The sequence below is a fragment of the Sphingomonas sp. P2_B6 genome (genome assembly GCF_056404755.1).
Window position 1 is genome coordinate 299360 of record NZ_JBFUDK010000002.1, and the last position, 21472, is coordinate 320831.

Annotated in this window: 21 protein-coding genes; 10 read left to right on the forward strand and 11 right to left on the reverse strand. The window is 65.9% G+C overall.

The window, feature by feature from the left end:
* Positions 1–166 precede the first annotated feature (166 nt).
* The 5 genes from metG (at position 167) to mazG (ending at position 4309) form a co-directional block, all read left to right on the forward strand.
* The gene (metG, locus tag AC1DX5_RS03915; protein ID WP_465176733.1) at positions 167–1699 is read left to right on the forward strand and encodes a methionine--tRNA ligase; all 1533 of its coding nucleotides are present in this window, start codon (positions 167–169) and stop codon (positions 1697–1699) included.
* A complete protein-coding gene (locus AC1DX5_RS03920; protein WP_465173378.1) occupies positions 1699–2475 on the forward strand; it encodes a TatD family hydrolase in 777 nt (258 codons plus the stop codon). The genes metG and AC1DX5_RS03920 overlap by 1 nt, the downstream gene beginning before the upstream one ends.
* A gap of 10 nt (positions 2476–2485) precedes the next feature.
* Entirely contained in the window at positions 2486–3250 is a 765-nt protein-coding gene (locus AC1DX5_RS03925; RefSeq protein ID WP_465173379.1) for an MBL fold metallo-hydrolase, read from the forward strand.
* Positions 3247–3453: a hypothetical protein gene (locus AC1DX5_RS03930; RefSeq protein ID WP_465173380.1), complete on the forward strand. Its 207-nt coding sequence runs from the start codon at positions 3247–3249 to the stop codon at positions 3451–3453. The genes AC1DX5_RS03925 and AC1DX5_RS03930 overlap by 4 nt, the downstream gene beginning before the upstream one ends.
* Positions 3454–3550: 97 nt before the next feature.
* Positions 3551–4309 (forward strand): nucleoside triphosphate pyrophosphohydrolase, encoded by a 759-nt coding sequence (gene mazG, locus AC1DX5_RS03935; protein WP_478014274.1) that lies wholly within the window; start codon positions 3551–3553, stop codon positions 4307–4309.
* Positions 4310–4312: 3 nt separating this feature from the next.
* Here the strand turns inward: mazG and hflX are convergent, their stop codons facing one another.
* The 7 genes from hflX to dusB all read right to left on the reverse strand — a co-directional run bounded on the left by hflX (position 4313) and on the right by dusB (position 13393).
* Positions 4313–5605, reverse strand: coding sequence for a GTPase HflX (gene hflX, locus AC1DX5_RS03940; protein ID WP_478014275.1), 1293 nt, complete (start codon positions 5603–5605; stop codon positions 4313–4315).
* Positions 5602–6093, reverse strand: coding sequence for an RNA chaperone Hfq (gene hfq, locus AC1DX5_RS03945; protein ID WP_443025211.1), 492 nt, complete (start codon positions 6091–6093; stop codon positions 5602–5604). The genes hflX and hfq overlap by 4 nt, the downstream gene beginning before the upstream one ends.
* Positions 6094–6211: 118 nt before the next feature.
* Positions 6212–7585, reverse strand: coding sequence for a nitrogen assimilation response regulator NtrX (gene ntrX, locus AC1DX5_RS03950; RefSeq protein WP_465173384.1), 1374 nt, complete (start codon positions 7583–7585; stop codon positions 6212–6214).
* Between the two features lie 3 nt (positions 7586–7588).
* Positions 7589–9805, reverse strand: a complete 2217-nt coding sequence (locus AC1DX5_RS03955; RefSeq protein ID WP_465177136.1) for a sensor histidine kinase — start codon at positions 9803–9805, stop codon at positions 7589–7591.
* Between the two features lie 52 nt (positions 9806–9857).
* Positions 9858–11312 (reverse strand): nitrogen regulation protein NR(I), encoded by a 1455-nt coding sequence (ntrC, locus tag AC1DX5_RS03960; protein ID WP_465176736.1) that lies wholly within the window; start codon positions 11310–11312, stop codon positions 9858–9860.
* Positions 11313–11322: 10 nt separating this feature from the next.
* The gene (locus AC1DX5_RS03965) at positions 11323–12387 is read right to left on the reverse strand and encodes a two-component system sensor histidine kinase NtrB (RefSeq protein WP_465173387.1); all 1065 of its coding nucleotides are present in this window, start codon (positions 12385–12387) and stop codon (positions 11323–11325) included.
* A gap of 4 nt (positions 12388–12391) precedes the next feature.
* Entirely contained in the window at positions 12392–13393 is a 1002-nt protein-coding gene (gene dusB / locus AC1DX5_RS03970; RefSeq protein WP_478014276.1) for a tRNA dihydrouridine synthase DusB, read from the reverse strand.
* Between the two features lie 86 nt (positions 13394–13479).
* Between dusB and AC1DX5_RS03975 the strand changes: the two genes are divergently transcribed.
* Positions 13480–14634: a bifunctional 2-C-methyl-D-erythritol 4-phosphate cytidylyltransferase/2-C-methyl-D-erythritol 2,4-cyclodiphosphate synthase gene (locus tag AC1DX5_RS03975; RefSeq protein ID WP_478014278.1), complete on the forward strand. Its 1155-nt coding sequence runs from the start codon at positions 13480–13482 to the stop codon at positions 14632–14634.
* A 2-nt stretch (positions 14635–14636) separates the two neighbouring features.
* Positions 14637–15152 carry a CinA family protein gene (locus tag AC1DX5_RS03980; RefSeq protein ID WP_465177137.1) on the forward strand — a complete coding sequence of 172 codons (516 nt, stop codon included), beginning with the start codon at positions 14637–14639 and terminating at the stop codon, positions 15150–15152.
* On the opposite strand, the gene AC1DX5_RS03985 is transcribed toward AC1DX5_RS03980, so the two are convergent.
* Positions 15098–15571 carry a type II toxin-antitoxin system RatA family toxin gene (locus tag AC1DX5_RS03985; RefSeq protein ID WP_478014279.1) on the reverse strand — a complete coding sequence of 158 codons (474 nt, stop codon included), beginning with the start codon at positions 15569–15571 and terminating at the stop codon, positions 15098–15100. The genes AC1DX5_RS03980 and AC1DX5_RS03985 overlap by 55 nt on opposite strands.
* Positions 15571–16506, reverse strand: a complete 936-nt coding sequence (gene lipA / locus AC1DX5_RS03990; protein ID WP_465173393.1) for a lipoyl synthase — start codon at positions 16504–16506, stop codon at positions 15571–15573. Before lipA ends, AC1DX5_RS03985 begins: the two co-directional genes overlap by 1 nt.
* A 65-nt stretch (positions 16507–16571) precedes the next feature.
* On the opposite strand from lipA, the gene AC1DX5_RS03995 reads away from it, so the two are divergent.
* Positions 16572–17201 (forward strand): carbonic anhydrase, encoded by a 630-nt coding sequence (locus AC1DX5_RS03995; RefSeq protein ID WP_465176741.1) that lies wholly within the window; start codon positions 16572–16574, stop codon positions 17199–17201.
* A 13-nt stretch (positions 17202–17214) separates the two neighbouring features.
* Here AC1DX5_RS03995 and AC1DX5_RS04000 read toward each other — a convergent pair whose 3' ends face one another.
* Both AC1DX5_RS04000 and aspS read right to left on the reverse strand, forming a co-directional pair.
* A complete protein-coding gene (locus AC1DX5_RS04000) occupies positions 17215–17991 on the reverse strand; it encodes a polyphosphate kinase 2 family protein (protein WP_478014280.1) in 777 nt (258 codons plus the stop codon).
* Between the two features lie 87 nt (positions 17992–18078).
* A complete protein-coding gene (gene aspS, locus AC1DX5_RS04005; RefSeq protein WP_478014282.1) occupies positions 18079–19899 on the reverse strand; it encodes an aspartate--tRNA ligase in 1821 nt (606 codons plus the stop codon).
* Positions 19900–20002: 103 nt separating this feature from the next.
* Between aspS and rnd the strand changes: the two genes are divergently transcribed.
* The gene (rnd, locus tag AC1DX5_RS04010; protein ID WP_465173934.1) at positions 20003–21181 is read left to right on the forward strand and encodes a ribonuclease D; all 1179 of its coding nucleotides are present in this window, start codon (positions 20003–20005) and stop codon (positions 21179–21181) included.
* On the forward strand, positions 21178–21465 hold the full coding sequence (locus AC1DX5_RS04015) for an I78 family peptidase inhibitor (protein WP_478014283.1): 288 nt from the start codon (positions 21178–21180) through the stop codon (positions 21463–21465). Before rnd ends, AC1DX5_RS04015 begins: the two co-directional genes overlap by 4 nt.
* Positions 21466–21472 lie beyond the last annotated feature (7 nt).

Consider the following 21472-nt stretch of genomic DNA (forward strand, 5'->3'; position numbering starts at 1 on the left):
TGATTTCACGGTATTGTCTCGAATAACATTCGCATCCGATAGTGGATTTAATATCTGTTCGCCGGATAGATCGGCCTCAACATGCCGCCGACTTGATCCGATTCCCTTAACCACCAAAACCCGTTGGGTGTTCTAATCGCCCGGCAACCGCGCTAGGAGGCCGGGCATGGGTCAGCCTTATTACATCACCACCGCGATCAGCTATCCGAACGGGCGGCCGCATATCGGCCATGCCTATGAGGCGATCGCGACCGACGCGATCGCGCGCTATCACCGCCAGGCGGGGCGCGACGTGCGGTTCCAGACCGGGACCGACGAGCATGGCCTGAAGATGGTCCAGACGGCACGCGACCGCGATGTGGAGACGCGCGCGCTCGCCGATGAAATGTCGTCCTATTTCAAGGAAATGGATGATCGTCTGAACATCTCGTACGATCGCTTCATCCGCACCGTCGAGCCGGGCCATCACGCCGCCAGCGCAGCGATCTGGCGGGCGATGGAAGCGGCCGGCGACCTGTATAGGGACAAATATGAGGGCTGGTACTCGGTCCGCGACGAGGCGTTCTACGACGAGAAGGAACTCGTGGAGGGGGAAGGGGGCAAAGTCTCTCCCCAGGGCACGCCGGTCGAATGGACGGTCGAGGAAACCTGGTTCTTCCGCTTGTCGAAATATCAGCAGCCGCTGCTCGACCTGTACGAATCCCAGCCCGATTTCATCCGGCCCGAGGCGCGGCGCAACGAAGTGATGCGCTTCGTCGAGGGCGGACTTTCCGATTTGTCGGTGTCGCGCACCAGCTTCGACTGGGGCGTGAAGGTGCCGGGCAGCCCGGGGCATGTGATGTATGTCTGGGTCGACGCGCTGACCAATTATCTGACCGGGGCGGGTTATCCCGATAATGATGCCGACATGGCGCGCTACTGGCCGGCCGATCTGCACGTGATCGGCAAGGATATCGTGCGATTCCATGCCGTTTATTGGCCGGCTTTCCTGATGTCGGCGAAGCTGGCGCTGCCGAAACAGGTGTTCGGGCATGGCTTCCTGCTCAACCGGGGCGAGAAGATGTCGAAATCCGTCGGGAACGTCACCGACCCGATGGAGCTGGTCGAGCGTTTCGGGGTCGATGCCTTGCGTTACTTCCTGCTGCGCGAAGTGAGCTTCGGCCAGGACGGGAGCTATTCGGAAGAAGCGATCGTGACGCGGTGCAATGCGGACCTGGCGAACAATCTCGGCAATCTGGCGCAGCGATGCCTGTCGATCGTCGCGAAGAATTGCGATGGCAAGGTGCCGCCCGCCGGTGCGCGCACCGAAGCCGACGAAGCGCTGCTTGCCAGCGTTACCGCAGCCGAGGCGGCGCTGCACGAGGCGATGAAGGATCTGGCTATCCACAATGCGCTCGAGGCAGTGTGGTCCGCGGCGCGGGACGCCAACCAGTATTTTGCCGATGCGGCGCCGTGGAGCGTGCGCAAGACCGATCCGGAACGCGCCGATGCCATTCTGCACCTGACGATCGAGGCGATCCGGCGGATCGCGGTGATGGCGCGCTGGGCGATCCCGGACGGTGCCGACCGGCTGCTCGACCTGCTGGGCCAGGACGCCGCGGCGCGCGACTTCGACGCGCTGGGCATGGCGGTGGTGGCGGGCACGCCCTTGCCGGCGCCGAGCGGCGTGTTCCCGCGGCTGGAGCTGACGGAGGCCTGATGTTCGCCGACAGCCATTGTCACCTCAACTATAAGGGGCTGGCCGAGCAGCAGCCCGAAATCCTGGCGCGCGCGCGGGCCCGGGGCGTCTCGGCGATGCTCAACATCGCGACGCGCGAGAGCGAATGGGACGCGGTGATCGGCACGGCCGAGCGCGAGCCCGACGTCTGGGCGACGGTCGGCATCCATCCGCATGAGGCGGACCAGCATCCCGATGTCGGCACGGCGAAGCTGATCGAGCGCGCGGCGCATCCGCGCGTCGTCGGGATCGGCGAGAGCGGGCTCGATTATTATTATGATCACAGCGACCGCGACCGGCAGCGCGCGAGCTTCCGCGCGCATATCGCCGCCGCGCGCGAGATCGGATTGCCGATCGTCGTGCACACGCGCGATGCCGAGGAGGATACGGCCGAGATCTTGCGCGAGGAGATGGGGAAGGGCGCCTATCCCGGCGTGATCCATTGTTTCACGGCGAGCGGCGGTTTTGCCGATATCGCGCTGGACCTGGGCCTTTATATCTCGATTTCCGGCATCGTGACGTTCAAGAACGCGAAGGATCTGCAGGAGACCGCGGCGCGGCTGCCGATCGAGCGGCTGCTGATCGAGACCGACGCGCCTTTCCTCGCACCCGTGCCGAATCGCGGGAAGACGGGCGAGCCGGCATTCGTGGCGGATACGGCGGCTTTCCTAGCGAAGCTGCGCGGCGAGGAATTGTCAGTGCTGGCCGAGCGAACGGCCGCGAACTTCCACACATTGTTCGCCAAGACCCGCGCGTGAGAGCAGGGGCGTGAAGGTCCGGATCCTCGGATCCGGCACCTCGTCTGGGGTGCCGCGAATCGGCAATGACTGGGGCGCCTGCGATCCGGCTGAGCCGCGCAACCGGCGGTCGCGGGCCTCGATCCTGGTCGAAACCGACACCACCCGGATCCTGATCGATACGAGCCCGGACATGCGCGAGCAGCTGCTCGCGGCCAATGTCTCGACGGTCGATGCGGTCATCTGGACTCACGACCATGCCGATCATTGCCACGGCGTCGATGATCTGCGGCAAGTCTATCACGCGATGGGCCATCCGGTGCGCGGGCTGGCGCGGCCCGCGACCTGGGACGCGCTGGTCCAGCGCTTCGCTTATGCGTTCCTCGGGCATGACGAGTATCCGCCGACCGTCGCGATGGAGGCGCTGCCCGATGCGATCACCATCGGCGACATCACCGTGCGGGTGACCGACCAGCCGCACGGGACGATCCTGTCGGCGGGTCTGCGTTTCGACACGGCCGCGGGATCGATCGGATACGCCACCGATTTCAATATCATGACCGACGATATGCGGACACTCTATGAGGGCCTGGACGTGTGGATCGTGGATGCGCTGCGCTATCGGCCGCACCCGACTCATCCCGATGTGCCGACCGTGCTTGGGTGGATCGAGGAACTGCAGCCGCGCCGGGCCGCGTTCATCCATATGGATCAGTCGATGGACTATGCGACCTTGCGCGCCGCGCTTCCGGCCGGGGTTGAACCGGGGTATGACGGCATGGAGGTGATGCCGTGACCGACCAGTCCGCCGATGTGATCTATTATCTGCTGATCCTGCTGCTGCCGCTGTCCGCGCTGATGGCGCGTCGGCTGCCGATCGGCGACGTGTTCAAGATGGCGCTGGCCTGGGTCGCGATCTTCGGCGTCGCGTTCCTTCTGGTGGTGCTGTGGCAGCAAGCGATGGGCACCGGGGCCGCGATTGGCGGTCTGTTCGGCTGATGAGGCACCGTGAGGGGGCTATTTTGATCCTGTCTGAATTTAACATAATGTGTATTATCGAACTGGCCGATATAGCTGGGGCGAGACTCCCCCGTTCATGAGCAGCCCTTCCGATATCGAGCGCCTTGTCGCGATCATGGAGCGGCTACGCGATCCTGAGCGTGGCTGCGACTGGGATGTCGCGCAGGATTTCGCGACGATCGCGCCGTACACGATCGAGGAAGCCTATGAGGTCGCCGATGCGATTGCCCGCGGCGACATGGCCGATCTGAAGGACGAGCTTGGCGACCTGCTGTTCCAGGTCATATTCCACAGCCGCATGGCCGAGGAAGCCGGGCTGTTCGCTTTGCCTGACGTCGTGGCGTCGATCAGCGACAAGATGGAACGCCGGCACCCGCACGTCTTCGGCGACAGCGGCGGCGGCCATGAGCAGCATTGGGAGCGGCTGAAGGCAGTCGAACGCGCAGCCAAGGGCGATGCCGGCGCGCTGGACGGCGTCGCGGTCGGCCTGCCCGCCTTGCTCCGCGCCGAGAAGCTGCAGAAGCGCGCGGCGCGCACCGGGTTCGACTGGCCCGATCCGTCGGGCGCCCGGGCCAAGATCGACGAGGAGATCGCCGAGATCGAGGCAGCCTCTCCCGCCGAGCGCGAGGAAGAGATTGGCGACCTGCTGTTCGCGGTGGTAAACTGGTCGCGGCACCTCGGCGTCGATCCGGAGGCGGCGCTGCGCGCGGCGAACGCGAAATTCGAGCGGCGGTTCAGGGCGATGGAGGTCGAGGCCGGCGACGCGTTTGTGGGGCTGGATCTGGAGGCCAAGGAAGAGCTTTGGGTGAAGGCGAAAACCTCCACCAAAGCCTGAGGTTCAGTCGTTCCGTTGGTTGAACCGTTCGAAATCGCGTTCGGCCATGCGGACTTCGTAGATCGCGCTGTCGTCTTCGATTTCCTGCGAGATCACCTCGCCATGCTGGTGCAGCCAGGCAGCCCCCGCCCCGTCGGATGCCGCCAGCTCGATGCGGTAGCGGCGATGGGCCTGAGTCAGCAGCGCGGCGACCTTGTCGATCAGGGTGTCGACCCCTTCCCCGGTCATGGCCGAGAGCGCCACGACGTCGGCGCGGTGCTCCGCCTCCCCCACCCGTTCGGTGCGCTCGTCTTCGTCGAGCAGGTCGAGCTTGTTCCACGCTTCGATCCGCGGCGTGGTGATGGCCACGCCGATTTCGGTCAGCACCGCTTCGACATCGGCCTTTTGGGCGGCGCTGTCGGGATGCGCGATGTCGCGGACATGGATCAGCAGGTCGGCCGAGATCACTTCCTCGAGCGTCGCCTTGAACGCGGCGACGAGCTGAGTCGGCAGTTCGGAGACGAAGCCCACCGTGTCCGACAGGATCGCCTTGTCGATCCCGGGCAGCGAGATCTGGCGCAGGGTCGGGTCGAGCGTGGCGAAAAGCAGGTCTTCCGCCATGACGTCAGCGCCCGTCAGCCGATTGAAAAGCGTCGATTTCCCGGCATTGGTATAGCCGACCAGCGCGATCACCGGCCAGGGCGCGCGCTGGCGCCGGTCGCGGTGCAGGCCGCGCGTGCGCGTGACCTGGTCGAGTTCCTTGCGCAGCCGCGCCATGCGGTCGCGGATCAGGCGGCGATCCGCCTCGATCTGGGTTTCGCCCGGGCCGCCGAGAAAGCCGAAGCCGCCGCGCTGGCGTTCGAGGTGAGTCCAGCTGCGCACGAGGCGGCCGGCCTGGTAGTCGAGATGCGCGAGTTCGACCTGCAGCCTCCCCTCGGCGGTCGCGGCGCGTTCGCCGAAGATCTCGAGGATCAGGCCGGTGCGGTCGATGACCTTGGCTCCGAGCGCCTTTTCCAGATTGCGCTGCTGGATCGGCGTGAGTGGCGCGTCGAACACGACGAGCCCCGCCTCTTCCATGCGGATCGTCGCGGCGAGCTGTTCGACCTGGCCCGACCCGATCAGGGTCGCGGGTTTGGCCTGGCGGACGCGGAAAGCGACCTTTTCCGCCACGACCACACCGATCGCCTCGGCGAGACCGGCAGTCTCCTCAAGGCGCGCGGCGGCGTCGCGCGAGGATACGCCATGCTCGGGATAGACCACGACGGCCCGCGCACCCCGCGCGAACTCGTCGCGATCACGTTCGAAACCTGTGGTCAATCGTCTTCCGAACCTGCTGTTTCATCAGCCAAATTCAACGGATGCGCCGGCTGGATGGTCGACACCGCATGCTTGTAGACGAGCTGCGACATGCCATCGCGCTGGAGCAGCATGCAGAACAGATCGAACGCGGCGATCTGGCCCTGCAGCATGACGCCATTGACCAGGAACATGGTGACATTGTCGTCGGACTTGCGGACTGCGTTCAGGAAGATCTCCTGAAGCAGCGGCGCCTTTTTCTGCGCTTCGCCCACCGCATTGACGATCGCCGCCACATCGACCGTGGCCGAGGGCATGATCGTCGAGATGGCGTGCTTGTAGATCAGCTGCGACTGGCCGTCGCGGCGGAGCAGCACCGAGAAATTGTCGAACCAGGTCACGATGCCCTGGAGTTTCACGCCCTTGACGAGGAACATCGTCACCGGGGTTTTCGAACGCCGCAGGGCGTTGAGGAACAGGTCTTGCAGCGAAGTCTGCTTGTCGGCCATCGGTCGATCCTTTGTTCTTGGCGGGTGGTTTTCCCGCGATGCGCCGGGTTCCCGGCGTCGGATGCGCGCTCCCTGAGCGCGGTAGGACCAATCTAGGGACGAAGGCCGCTTTCGTCCACTACTCGTCGCGCGTTTCCGTGATCCCGAGCAGCTTCAATTTGCGGTGGAGGGCGGAACGCTCCATCCCGATGAAGCTCGCGGTGCGGGAGATGTTGCCGGAGAAACGGCGGATCTGGATGCGGAGATATTCGCGTTCGAACGTCTCGCGCGCCTCGCGCAGCGGGGAGCCCATGATCGCATTGGTGCTGCCGCCCATCTCGCCGGGATCGCCGAGCACTTCGGCGGGCAACAGGTCGAGATCGATCCGGCCGATCCGGTCGCCGGGCGCCATGATGACGGTCCGCTCGACCACGTTGCGGAGCTGGCGGACATTACCGGGCCACTCATAGCTCTGCAGTGCGACCATGGCGTCAGGCGCGATCTCCGGCGTCGGCACGCGGCGTTCCGAGGCGTAGTGCGCGATGAAATGCGCGACCAGCGCGGGAATATCCTCGCGCCGCTCGGCAAGGCCCGGGATCAGCACCGGCACGACGTTGAGCCGGTAATAGAGATCCTCGCGGAACCGGCCCTCGGCAATTTCATGCGTGAGGTCGCGCGCCGTCGCCGAGACGACGCGGACATCGACCTTCACGACTCGCTGGCCGCCGACGCGGGTGAAGCTCTGGTCGGTCAGCACGCGCAGGATGCGCGCCTGAGTCGCGATCGGCATGTCGGCGATCTCGTCGAGGAACAGGGTGCCGCCATGCGCCTGTTCGAGCAGGCCGGAACGGACGAGTTGCCCCCCCTCCTCTACCCCGAACAACTCTTCCTCGACTCGCTCCGGCGTCATGCGCGCCGCGCTGACGATGACGAAGGGCGCGCCGGCGCGCTGGCTCCAGCCATGGAGCAGGCGCGCCGCAACTTCCTTGCCCACGCCGGCCGCGCCCATCACCAGCACGCGGCTGCCGGTCGAGGCGACGCGTTTCAGCGTGGCGCGCACGCCGTTGATCGCGGCCGAGCTGCCGGTGAGATCGTTATTGGCGCCGACCGAGGCGCGTAGCGACGCCACTTCGCGCCGCAACCGCTCGGTCTCGGTCGCTCGGGCGACCATCAGCAACAGGCGCTCGGCCTCGAACGGCTTTTCAATGAAATCGGCGGCACCGCGCCGGATCGCCGCGACGGCGGTGTCGAGATTGCCATGGCCGGAAATGACCAGCACCGGAATCGACGGATCGCGGCGCTTCAACTCGTCGAGCAGTTCGAGCCCGTCGAGGCGCGAGCCCTGAAGCCAGACGTCGAGCAGCACCAGCGAGGGGCGCCGGGCGGAGATTGCTTCGAGCGCGGCATCGCTGTCCGCCGCGCCGCGGGTTTCATAGCCCTCGTCTTCCAGGACCCCCGCCACCAGTTCGCGGATGTCGTGCTCGTCGTCGACGATGAGGATGTCGAGTGCCATGATTCAGGTCCGATTTCGCGTGAGTTCAGGAGTGCGGCGGTCTTCCTCCTCGGCCGTGTCACGGCCCCCCGTATCCATTGCCGCCAGCAATGCCGTGTCGAAGATCATCATGACCACCGTGCCGCCCCCCTCGCGGTCGGTGAAGCCGATCGTGCCGCAATGTTCCTCGACGATCTTCTTGACGATCGCGAGGCCGAGGCCGGTGCCGCGGGCGCGGGTCGTCACATAGGGTTCGACCAGGCGCTCGCGCGCCGCAGGCAGGCCGACACCGTCATCGGCGACCGACACGATCACCGCATTGTCCTTCTGGGCGAGCGTCATGGTGATGGCGCCTTCTTCCCCCTCCCCGCGCGCGTCGATCGCCTCGACGGCGTTCTTGACGATGTTGGTGAAGGCCTGGCCGATCTGGCGGCGATCGCACACCAGCATTGGCCCGGTATCCTCGTGCACCAGGTCGAAGCGAATCGAAGGATGCGCGACCTCGTGCAGGAACAAGGTCTGCCGCGCGATATCGAGCAGCGATTCGTCGTGGAAGGTCGGCTTGGGCATACGCGCGAAGGACGAGAATTCGTCGACCATCCGCCGGAGATCGCCGACCTGGCGGACGATCGTCTCGGTCAGGCGGGTGAAGGTGCCGTCGTCGTTCGGCAGCTGCTTGTTGTAGCGGCGCTGGAGCCGCTCTGCGGCGAGCTGGATCGGCGTCAAGGGGTTCTTGATCTCGTGCGCGATGCGGCGGGCGACATCCGCCCAGGCGGCGCGGCGCTGGTCGAGCAACTGGCCAGTGATGTCGTCGAAGGTCAGGATCGGCCCTTCATCCGCGCGCGCGATCTTCACCGCGAGCGTGCGAGCCTCGCCCTCGACATCCACTTCGACGATCGATTCGCGTGACTCGCCGCGAATGAGCGCGTCGAGCTCGGGCGAGATCGCAGCGAGCGGGCGGCCCACGAGATCCTCATCGCCGGTATGGAGCAGCATCGCGGCCGAGCGGTTGATCAGGCGGATCGTGCCGTCGCCGGCGATCGAAATGACGCCGGCGGTGACGCCCGACATCACTGCCTCGATCAGCGCGCGCCGGCTTTCGAGCGCGCCGGTCTGTTCCTCGAGGCGTCCCGTCATCTGGTTGAAGGCAGTGCCGAGCGTGCCGACCTCGTCATCGGTCTTGGGCATCGGGACGCGTGCCGTCAGATCGCCGGTCGCGACGCGGTGCGCCGCGGCGACAAGCTCGCCGACCGGGCGGACCAGACGATCGGCGACTTCCAGCGCGATCCACACCGCCACACCGACGATCAGCAGGGAGATCAACAGCAGGGCTGCGTTGAACCTGAGCTGCAGCGACCGCGACCGAGTCTGAAGCGTCCGATAATCGGTCAGGATCGTCTGGCCGCGTTTGAGCTGATTGCTGAGCTGGGGATCGAAGATGCGCGCCGCGTACAGGTACGTATCGTCGCCATAAGCGAGCTTCACCACCGCTGCTGCACGGTCCTTGCTCTGCAGGATCACGCTCGGCGCGCCGGCGTTGATCCTGGCCACGATCTGCGGCGTGATGACCTTGTCGAGCGGCCGATCGTACAGGTTGACCATCGCGAGCACACGCGTCTGGCCATCCGAGCCGACTCTCGCGATCACTGCCTCGGACAAGTTGCGGCGATAGACCTGATAGCCGTAATATTGGGAGAAACGCTTCTCATCCAGCGGGTTGGCGCCCAGATAATCGGCCAGGTCGCCGCTCATCGTCGTCGTTTCGTTGCTGACCCGGTTGAGTTCCGCGCGATAGTTTTCCTGCGCCAGGGTCGACGCGTTTTCGAGCATGCCGCGAGCCCGGTCAGAGAACCAGAATTCGACGCCATATTGGAACAGCAGCGACGCGAACACGACCACCAGCAGCGTCGGCACCGCGGCGATCACCGAAAACAGCGCAACGAGCCTGACGTGCAGCCGCCCCTTGCCGCCGATCGGCGACCGGGCGGCGCGGCGCATCGCGATGCGCCGTCCGAGCAGGACGAGCAGGGCAACACCCGGCAGCAGGTTCGACACCAGCAGCAAGGCAACGAGCGACGGCGTGAGCAAGGTCGGGGAATTCGCCCCGCCGCTGATGACGAAATAACTGATGGTGGCGATCACGGCCGCGCCGGCCAGCACCAGCAATTCGACGAACGGCGTCACGCTGAAGCGCAAACCCAGCGGTTTCTTGATTTTCGCGGGAGCCGCGTCGGCCGTCATCGTGTCTTCAATACAACATTTTGTTGCAAGGAAAACACACAAACCGCACGGGTCAACCCGTATCGCTACCGCCCGATCGCCCAGCATCGGGATCGATGCCCAAGGTATCGAGGCGTTTGCGCAAGGTATTCCGGTTGATTCCGAGCGCGCGGGCAGCCCGCAACTGGTTCTGGCCGTGGCGAGCGAGCAGCGCCTCGATCAGCGGGCGTTCGACCTCGCCGATGATGCGATCGTAGAGGCTGCCGTCGTCGAGCGCCGCCGGTTCCTCTCGCGCGAGCCGTTCGAGTCGGGCGTGGATCGCCGCTTCGATGCCCGGATCGCCGGGCATGGCCGGCTGCGAAGAGGATGACGCGCCGATCATCGCCCGCACCTCGTCCGCGCCGATCCGTTCGTCGCGGCTCAGCACGGCGATGCGACGCATGATATTCTCCAGCTCTCGGACATTGCCGGGCCAGTCATAGCTTTCGAGCGACGTGATGGCCGCCGCATCGAGCTGCTTGCGCGGCAGGCCGCCCTCCGCAGCGCGATCGAGGAAATGGCGCGCGAGCAACGCGATGTCCTGACGCCGGGCGCGGAGCGCCGGGAGACTGACCGGCACGACGTTSAGGCGRTAGAACAGATCCTCGCGGAACAGGCCGGTCGCGACGAGCTGGGCAAGATCGCGATTGGTCGCGGCGACGATGCGCACATCGGCGCGGATCGTGCGTGCGCCGCCGACGGTGGTGAACTCGCCCGACTGAAGCACGCGGAGCAGCCGGGTCTGGGCTTCCATCGGCATGTCGCCGATTTCGTCGAGGAAGAGTGTGCCCCCTTCCGCCTGCTCGAATCGGCCGGCGGAGCGCGCCTGGGCCCCGGTAAAGGCGCCGCGTTCGTGGCCGAACAGCTCGGCCTCGATCAGCTCGCGCGGGATCGCCGCCATGTTTAGCGCGACGAAAGGCGAGCGTCGGCGCGGGCCAAGATCGTGGATAGCGCGGGCCACGAGTTCCTTGCCGGTGCCCGATTCGCCCGAGATCAGCACGGTCAGGTCGTTCGAGACGACGCGCGCGATGATCCGGTAGACATCCTGCATCGCCGGGGAGCGGCCGATCAGCGGGAGCGCCGAATCGACCTCGTCCTGGCCTTCCTCCGGCGCGCCGGGGCCTCGGGCGAGAGCCCCCTGGACTGCCCGGGCGAGCACATCGAGATCGAACGGCTTGGGGAGATAGTCGTAAGCCCCGACCTCCGTCGCGCGCACGGCGGTGGTCAGGGTATTGCGGGCGGAAAAGACAATAACCGGCAGGCCGGGATAGTCGGCCGTCAGCCGCTCGACGCGGTCGAGGCCATTGCCGTCAGGCAGAACGACGTCAGTGATCAGCACGTCGGGCAGCCCCGCCGCGAGCTGTACGTCCAGTTCGGCCAGGCTCGCCGCGGTGGTGACGCGGTGGCCGTCACGGCGCAGCGCCTGTGCAACGACGGTACGGATCGCCGAATCGTCGTCGACGACCAGGATGGTGCCCTGGTTCTTCATGCGGTGCTCTTCACGTTGATCCTCGGGGCAGCAGGATGCGGAACACCGACTGGGGCGGCGATCCTTCCCGGGCATATTGCACGATCCCGCCCATGTCGCGCACCAGCTTGTCGACCAGCGCAAGGCCAAGCCCCTGCCCCTCGGGCTTTCCCGAAACGAACGGGTCGAACAGATGGTCGGCAATGTCCTCGGGCGCGCCGGGGCCATTGTCGATCACGCAGATCTCGATCGGCAGCGGCTGGCGCGGCCGGCCCGGTGCCGGGCTGACCGCCATGCCGTGACGATAGGCCGTCGCAAGCGTGATGCGCGCGTCGGCCTGTTCGGCCATCGCCTCGGTCGCGTTCTTGATGAGGTTGAGCACGACCTGGAGAATCGCGTCGCGGTCCGTCATCACCGGGGGCAGCGACGGATCGAAGCGTTCGTCGATCGTCACATGCCGGGCGAACCCGGCCAGCGCGACGCGGCGGGCGTGATCGAGCAGCGGGTAGATATTCTCGGGGTTGAGGCTCAGCGGGCGGGTATCCGTGAAGTCCTGCATCCGGTCGATCAGCGCAGCGATCCGGTCGACCTCAGTCGTGATCAGGGTGGTCAGTTCCTCGGTGCCGTCGCCATCGCCGGCGATGAGCTGCGCCGCGCCGCGAATGCCGGAGAGCGGGTTCTTGATCTCGTGCGCGAGCATCGCCGCTGCGCCGATCGCTGCGCGCGCCGCCGACGCGCGGTCGACCGACTGACCCATTCGCCGCGAGGTGGCGCCATGATGCAGCGTGATGGACCGCCAGCCGGCATGATCGGGCACCCGTGCCTCGATATAGTCGACCATGATCCGGCCGCTCCGCGCGACCTCGATTTCGGCATCGAAAGCGGAAAAGCCCTGATTGTCGCGCCGGCTCGGCTCACCCGGCGGCGTCAGCACGCTGTCGAGCGGCTGGCCGCGCATCGCGCGCTCGGACAGGTTGAGCAGGGCCTCGCATTCAGCATTGGCGAAGGCGACCCGCCCCTCCGGATCAATCACCATGACGGCGACCGGTAGGGCGGCGAAGAGAGCGGCGAAGCTCGGCCCCGCCTTTTCGGTCATGACGTCACGCCGCCGCGCGGCTGCGCCACGGCGCGTAGAATTCAGCGAGCATCGCCTGGACGGTCGTGGGATCGGGAATCTGGTTCACGCGGTTGCGGAATTCGGCCGAGCCGTGCAGGCCTTTGGTGTACCAGCCGATATGCTTGCGCGCCATGTTGACGCCGACTTCATTGCCATAATGCGAGAGCATCGCATCATAATGCTCAGTAATCAGGTCATATTGCTGCTCGATCGTCGGATCGGCGATGCGCCGGCCGGTGGCGAACCATTCCATCACCTGCGCAAGCAGCCAGGGGCGACCATAAGCACCGCGGCCGATCATCACGCCGTCAGCGCCGGATTGTTCGAGCGCCGTCTCCGCATCCTCGATCGAGCAGATATCGCCATTGGCGATGACCGGGATCGACACGACATCCTTCACCCGGCGGATAAACGCCCAGTCGGCGGTGTCGCGGTACATCTGGTTGCGCGTACGGCCGTGCACCGTGACCATCTTCGCGCCGAGGTCCTGAGCGATCTTCGCCAGGTCCGGCGCGTTGAGGCTCGAATGATCCCAACCCATGCGCATCTTGACCGTCACCGGTACACTGACGGCGTCGACCGTCGCGCGGATGATCGCGCCGGCATTGTCGAGATCGCGCATCAGCGCCGAGCCCGCATCGCCGCTGGTTACCTTGCGCACCGGGCAGCCCATGTTGATGTCGATGATCGCGGCGCCGCGATCCTCGCTGAGCTTGGCCGCCTCCCCCATCTCGTGCGGCGTGCAGCCGACGAGCTGCATCGACACGGGTTCCTCGACCGGGTCCCAGGCCGCCTTTTGCAGCGACTGGCGGGTCTCGCGGATCGCGGCCTGGCTCGCGACCATCTCGGTCACGTTGAGGCCCGAGCCGAAGCGCCGCACGACCGTGCGGAACGGCATGTCGGTGACGCCCGTCATCGGCGCGAGAATCACGGGGCGCTCGATCCGGACGGGTCCGATCTGGATGGGGGCGAGGGTCTGAGTCATGTGCCTGAAAAACGGGCAGCCTATAGGGGAGGATGGCGGCGGCGGCAAGGCTGGCGGTCGCCGGCCGCTTGGGCTAGGCGAGCGCGATGACGCAAGGGGGCACCGTAGCGCTGATCGTCGCCGCCGGGCAGGGTGTGCGGAGCGGGGGCAATGTGCCCAAGCAGTTCGCCACGCTCGCCGGCAAGCCGATGATCGCGCATAGCTATGGGGCGTTGGCCGCCCATCCCGATATCTCGCGGGTGATCGTGGCGATCGGGCCGGGGCAGGAAGAAGCGCTGGCGGCGGCACTGGGCGATGTCGACCATGTACCGGGCGGCGCGACTCGACGCGCATCGGTTCGTGCCGGGCTGGAGGCCCTGGCCCACGGCAAGCCCGATCGCGTGCTGGTTCATGATGCGGCCCGCCCGTTCCTGAGCGGCGCGTTGATCGACCGGCTGCTTGCCGCGCTCGACTCGCAGGAGGGCGCGATCCCTGCCCTGCCCGTTGCCGATACGCTGGCGCGCGGTGGGGAGACCCTGGGCGAGATCGTGCCGCGCGAAGGCATGTACCGCGTGCAGACACCCCAGGCCTTTCGTTTCGATGCAATATTTGCCGCGCACAAGGCGTGGCGGGGCGAGGAACCGACCGACGATGCCCAGATGCTGCGCGCCTCGGGCGGCACGGTCGCGATCGTCGAGGGGGACATGATGCTGGAGAAGATCACCTATCCGGCCGACTTCGCCGCCGCCGAGGCGCGCCATGCCGCCGGCATGCGGGTGCGCAGCGCGACCGGCTTCGACGTGCACCGGCTGGTCGAAGGCGAGGAGCTGTGGCTGGGGGGCGTGCTGATCCCGCACGACAAGGGCCTTTCCGGGCACAGCGACGCCGATGTCGCGCTCCATGCCATCACCGACGCCCTGCTCGGCACCATCGCCGATGGAGATATCGGCATGCATTTCCCGCCGAGCGATCCGAAATGGCGCGGGGCGGATTCGGCACGGTTCCTCGAACATGCCGCATCATTGGTCGTGGCGCAGGGTGGCATCATCGACTTTATCGACCTGACCCTGATCTGCGAGGCGCCCAAGATCGGGCCGCACCGCGAGGCGATGCGCGCCCGAATCGCGGCACTGTTGCGGCTCAAGCCGAATCAGGTCAGCGTGAAGGCGACGACGACCGAGCGGCTCGGCTTTGCCGGTCGCGGCGAGGGCATCGCCGCGCAGGCGATCGCCACCATTCGGATAGCAGGGGATTGGGCATGAGCATGGATACCATCCTCCCCGCCGAACTGGTCGCCGCCGCGCAACGCGTGGTGGACGCCAACAAGGCGATCGGGCGCCATATCTCGGTCGCGGAAAGCTGCACCGGCGGGCTGGTCTCGGCCGCGCTGACCGAGATCCCCGGATCGTCCGAGATCTTCGAAAGCGGCTTCGTCACCTATTCGAACGATGCCAAGATCAGCATGCTGAAGGTGAGTTCCGACGTGATCGAAACCTTCGGCGCGGTGTCGATCGCGACCGCGTGGAGCATGGCGCAGGGTGCGCTCGAAAAGAGCGGCGCCGATGTCGCGGTGGCGATCACCGGCGTGGCGGGTCCGGGCGGCGGCACGGAGAAGAAGCCGGTCGGTACCGTGGTGTTCGCGCGGGCGGAAAAAGGCGGCGATCCGGGGCATGTCGTCGCGGATCGCAAGGATTTCGGCGATCTCGGGCGCGGCGGTATCCGGCTTCAGGCGGCCCTGTGCGCGCTCGAACTGCTGCTCCCGGCGTCCGAAGCGCCGTAGAGCTTTGTCGCGCGTTCCTCGAACGCGCCGATCATCTTGCGCAGCGCGGCACCGAACACCTGCCCGGCCAGCATCTCGAACACGCGGTTCTTGAACGCGAAATCAACGCTGAAATCGATCTCGCAGCCATCAGCATGCGGGCGAAACACCCAGTCGTTGCGCAGATATTTGAGCGGGCCATCGAGGTAATCGACATGAATCCGATCCGGACGCGTCTTGGCGACCTTGGAGGTGAAGGTCTCGCGCAGGCCCTTGAAGCCGACGATCAGGTCAGCGACCATTTCCGTATCGCCGTTCGATCGGATGCGGACGGCGGTGACCCAGGGCAGGAACTGCGCATAGCTGCCGACATCGGCGACGAGATCGAACATCTGCTCGCGCGAATAGGGAAGTCGGCGGGTTTCCGAGTGACGCGGCATCAGCCCTTCGAGAGCCCCTTCGAAAGCTGAGCCTCGCGCGCGGCACGCATCTTCGCGAAATCGTCGCCGGCATGATAGCTCGACCGGGTCAGCGGCGAGGCGGCGACCAGCAGGAAGCCCTTGGCGCGGGCGATCGCGGCATAGGCGTCGAACGCCTGGGGCGTGACGAAATCAAGCACCTTGGCGTGGCGCGGGGTCGGCTGGAGATACTGGCCCATGGTGAGAAAATCGATGTCAGCGGAGCGCATATCGTCCATCACCTGATGGACTTCGAGCCGCTCCTCGCCGAGGCCCACCATCACACCCGACTTGGTGAAAATCGAGGGGTCGTGGCGCTTGACCGATTCGAGCAGACGCAGCGAGGCATAATAGCGCGCGCCCGGGCGGATCGTCGGATAAAGCCGGGGGACGGTTTCGAGATTGTGATTGTAGACGTCGGGGCCGGCCTCGACGATCGACTCGACCGCGGCCTGCGCCTTGTTGCGGAAATCGGGGGTCAGGATTTCGATCGTGGTCTTGGGCGTGGTGCGGCGGAGCGCCTGAATCACTTTCACGAACTGCGACGCGCCGCCATCGGGCAGGTCGTCGCGGTCGACCGAGGTGATGACGATATGTTCGAGGCCGAGCTCGGCGGCGGCATCGGCGGTATGCTGCGGTTCGAGCGCGTCGACCGCGCGCGGCATGCCGGTCTTCACGTTGCAGAAGGCACAGGCCCGGGTGCAGGTGTCGCCGAGGATCATCACGGTCGCGTGCTTCTTGGTCCAGCACTCGCCGATATTCGGGCAGGCCGCTTCCTCGCACACCGTGTTCAGGTTGAGACGGCGCATCATCGCCTTGGTCTCGGCAAAACCGGTGCTGGTCGGAGCCTTGACCCTGATCCAGTCGGGCTTGCGCTGGCGCGGTGCCGGCGCGGCGAGCGGTGTCATCTCGTTCATGAGCGCCAGATAGCGATTGCGGGGCCCCCTTGCCACCCCTTGTTGGGAGTGCAAATGGAGGCGCCATGACCGGCTTTTCCGACCTGCTCGACGGCTATCAGCGATTTCGTGGCACCGGGTGGGCGCATCAGCGCGGCCGATGGGCCGAGCTGGGCCAGGGCCAGAACCCGAGCGTCATGGTGATCGCCTGCTCCGACAGCCGAGTCGACCCGGCGCAGATCTTCGATACCTCGCCGGGCGAGATTTTCGTCGTGCGCAACATCGCCAACCTCGTGCCGCCGTTCGAACTGGGCGGCGGACGGCACGGCGTGTCGGCAGCGCTCGAATTCGCGGTGACTCAGCTGGAAGTGTCCGAGGTCGTGGTGCTCGGCCACGGATCGTGCGGAGGCGTCGAAGCGGCGCTGTCGCAGCGCTTCGTCGGCAAGCCGGCGGGTGACGGCGGATTCATCGCGCACTGGGTCGACATGCTCGACGATGCCCGTGACCGGATCATCGCTGAATATGGCGTCGGACCGGAAGCGACGCGGGCGATGGAGCTGGAAACGGTGCGGGTCAGCATCGCCAATCTGCGTACCTTTCCCTGCATCCCGGAACGCGAATCGGCAGGGACCCTCACCCTGCGCGGCGCCTATTTCGCGATCGCGGACGGCGTGCTGCACCTGATGGACCAGGACGGTAATTTCGCACCGGCCTAGACGGAGGGCAGCGTTACTTTAGCCCAAGGGCCTTGCGCGCCAGCTTCTCCACCTCCGGATCGAGCGGCGGGGCGTCCATCGGCACATTCGCCTCCAGCCGGTCAGCGATGACGGTCAAAGCGGCGATGCGAGCGGCTTTCTTGTTGTTGCCGTCGATCGCATGCCAAGGCCCCCAGCGCGTATCGGTGCGGCGGAACATCTCGGCCATCGCGTCGAGATAGTCGCCGCGCTTGTCGCGGTTGCGATAATCCTCCAGCCCGGTCTTCCAGCGCTTCCAGGGATGTTCGAGCCGGCCCTTGAGCCGCTCGTCCTGTTCCGCCTGCGTGACGTGGATGAACAGCTTGACGATCGTCGTGCCCGAATCGCCCTGCTGCGCCTCGAATTCGTTAATCTCGTCATAGCCGCGGCGCCATTCCGCTTCCTTGGCGAAGCCCTCGACCCGCTCGACGAGGACGCGGCCGTACCAGCTGCGATCGAACACGGCGATATTGCCGTTGCCGGGCAGCTTCTTCCAGAAGCGCCAGAGGAAGTGATGGGCGAGTTCGTCGGGCGACGGCGCCTTGATCGGCCAGACCTGGAAGTTGCGCGGATCCCATTCCGCGGTGAGGCGCTGAATGATGCCCCCCTTCCCCGCCGCATCCCAGCCTTCGAGCAGGATCAGCGCGCGGCGCTTGTGGACGATATGCGCGACCTGGATATGGGCTAACCGCTCCTGCAGCTTCGCCAGATCGTCGTCATAGGCGCCCTTGTATTTGGCGCCGGCTTCGTAATCCGAGAGGTTGATCGTCATCCGGCATCCCTATCCGTTCGTGTCGCGCGAAGCGAGAGAGGCTTTTCGACCTCGCTCGAAGCGAACGGACGGGATGGTGGTTCCCGATTATTCGGGGCGTACCGCCTCGACCGCCGGCTTGGCCGTCGCGACCTCGATCGTGCGGATGTTGAGTTCGCGCAGCTGCTTTTCCGTGGCGAAGTTGGGTGCGCCCATCATCAGGTCCTCGGCCTTTTGCGTCATCGGGAAAACGATGACTTCACGGATGTTCGGTTCGTCGGCGAGCAGCATCACGATGCGGTCGACGCCCGGCGCCGAGCCGCCATGCGGCGGGGCGCCGCACTTGAAGGCGTTGATCATGCCGGCGAAATTGGTGTCGACATCAGCGCGGGTATAGCCGGCGATCTCGAACGCCTTGTACATGATCTCCGGCTTGTGGTTCCGGATCGCGCCGGACGACAGCTCCACGCCGTTGCAGACGATGTCGTACTGGTAGGCGAGGATATCGAGCGGATCCTTCGTCTCCAGTGCCTCCATCTCGCCCTGTGGCATCGAGAAGGGGTTGTGGCTGAAATCGACCTTCTTCGCGTCCTCGTCATATTCGAACATCGGGAAGTCGACGATCCAGCAGAATTCGAAGCGATTCTGGTCGATCAGGCCGAGCTGGTCTGCGACGCGGGTGCGCGCGAGCCCGGCGAGCTTGGCGGCCTGGCCTTCCTTGCCCGCGGCGAAGAACACGCCATCATCGGGGCCGAGGCCGAGCGCCTCGGCGATCCTCGCCATGCCTTCTTCGCCGTGATTGTTGGCGATCGGGCCGCCGAACACGCCGGCCTTGCGCGTGGCATAGCCCAGGCCGGCAAAGCCCTCGCTCTGTGCCCAGCTGTTCATGTCGTCGAAGAATTTGCGGCTCTTGTCGGCGGTGCCGGGTGCCGGGATGGCGCGGACGACATCGCCCGCCTCGACGATCCCAGCGAAGCGGCCGAAGCCTGAGCCCTTGAAGTGATCAGACACGTCCGAAATGAGGATCGGGTTGCGCAGATCCGGCTTGTCGCTGCCATATTTCAGCATCGATTCGCGGTAGGGGATGCGCCTGAACGGCAGCGCCGAGACGGTGCGGCCCTTGCCCTGCCAGTCGGCGAATTCCTCGAACACGCCGTGCAGCACCGGCTCGATCGCGGCGAACACATCGTCCTGGGTGACGTAGCTCATCTCGAAATCGAGCTGGTAGAATTCGCCAGGCGAGCGGTCAGCGCGGGCATCCTCGTCGCGGAAGCAGGGCGCGATCTGGAAATAGCGGTCGAAGCCGGCGACCATCAGCAGCTGCTTGAACATCTGCGGCGCCTGGGGAAGCGCGTAGAATTTGCCCGGATGGACGCGCGATGGGACGAGATAATCGCGCGCGCCCTCGGGGCTGGACGCGGTCAGGATCGGGGTCTGGAATTCAGTGAAGCCCTGGCCGATCATGCGCTGGCGCAGCGAAGTGATGACCTGGCTGCGCAGCATGATGTTGGCGTGAAGCCGCTCGCGACGCAGATCCAGGAAGCGATAGCGGAGGCGAATCTCCTCGGGATATTCATTCTCGCTCGCGACCGGCATCGGCAGGTCATGGGCTACCGACTGGACCACCGCCGYGGACGCGCGGACCTCGATCGCGCCGGTGGCGAGGTTGGGGTTCACTGCTTCGGCAGCGCGTGCGACGACGATGCCGGTGATGGTGACGACCGACTCATTCTTGAGCGACTCGATCACGTCGAAGACCGGGCCGCTCACGTCAGTGACGATCTGGGTGATGCCGTAATGATCGCGCAGATCGACGAATACCAGATCGCCATGGTCGCGCTTCTTGTGGACCCAGCCGGAAACGCGGACTTCCTGCCCGACCTGTTCGGGGCGCAGCTCGGCGCAATGATGGGTGCGATAGGCGTGCATGATCTGTCTTTTCGAACGAGTGGATGCCGATGGGCGTGAAACCGCGCGCTTCCCCGTCATACGCCGCTTTGTCAAGGCGGCGACACATGTCTATGGCGTCACGATGCATATCCATCCGCTAATCACCGACAGCGCGACGCTCGCCAATCTCTGCACCCGACTCGGCCAGGCCGACTTCGTCTGCGTCGATACCGAGTTCATGCGCGAGAACACCTTCTGGCCGGAGCTCTGCCTCATCCAGATCGCCGATGTGAACGAGGCGGCGGCGATCGACCCGATGGCGCCGGGACTCGACATGACGCCGCTGCTCGAGCTGATGGTCAATAACGAGGACGTGCTGAAGGTCTTCCATGCCGGCGGGCAGGATCTCGAGATCATCTACAATCTGACCGGCAAGACGCCGCACCCGTTGTTCGACACGCAGGTCGCGGCGATGGCGCTGGGGCAAGGCGAGCAGGTGGGTTATTCCAACCTGGTCGATGCCTATCTCGGCATCCAGGTCGACAAGGGCGCGCGCTTCACGGACTGGAGCCGGCGGCCGCTCGATGCACGGCAGATCGAATATGCGATCGGCGACGTTACCCATCTTGCGAAAATCTTCCCCAAGATGCTCGAGCGGCTGCGCCGGACCGGGCGCGGGGCCTGGCTCGACCAGGAGATGGAGCGGCTCGGCGATCCGAAAAACTATGCCAACGACCCGGACGAGGCGTGGAAGCGCGTGCGCATCGCGGGGCGCAAGCCCGATGTGCTCGGCCGGCTGAAGGCGCTGGCGCGGTGGCGCGAGCTGGAAGCGCGCAGCAAGGATCTGCCGCGCGGCCGAATCGTCAAGGACGAGACGCTCGCCGACTTGGCCGGCCATGCGCCGCGCAAGCAAGCCGATCTGGCCAAGGTGCGCGGCCTCTCGGCGACCTGGGCCGGCAACGATATCGGCGCGCGGCTGATGGCGGCGCTGGAGGCGGCGACGCCGATGAGCGCGGAGGAGATGCCCGCGCGCGACGATCGCAAGCCGGGGCTCGGCAAGGACGGCGCGCTGGTCGCCGACCTGCTCAAGCTGCTGCTCAAGATCCGTTCCAAGGAAATCGACGTCGCGGCGCGGCTGCTGGCGCGGAGCGAGGATCTTGAGGCGCTCGCGGCGGGCCAGCGCGAGGGGATTTCGATCCTCGAAGGCTGGCGCTTCGATCAGTTCGGCCGGGATGCGCTCGATCTCGTCGAAGGGCGGCTTGCCTTTGCCGTGGTCAACGGCAAGCTGAAGATGACTCGAACGGAGGATGTCGAGGCATGAGAGTCCTCATTCTGCTCGGCGCGCTGACCGCCTGCGCACCGGTGCCGCCTGCGGAGACGCCCGCCGAGACGCCCGCGCCAGCCAATTGTGCCGCCGGGGCCGCGAACGGCCTGGTCGGCAAGCCCTATACCGCCGACGCCGTCGAACAGGCACGAATCGCATCGGGATCGAGGACGGTGCGCGTGATCCGGCCGGGCACTGCGGTGACGATGGATTTCCGGGTCGACCGGTTGAACGTCGATCTCGACGAGAAGGATGTCGTCACCCGCGTTCATTGTGGCTGATTGGGGC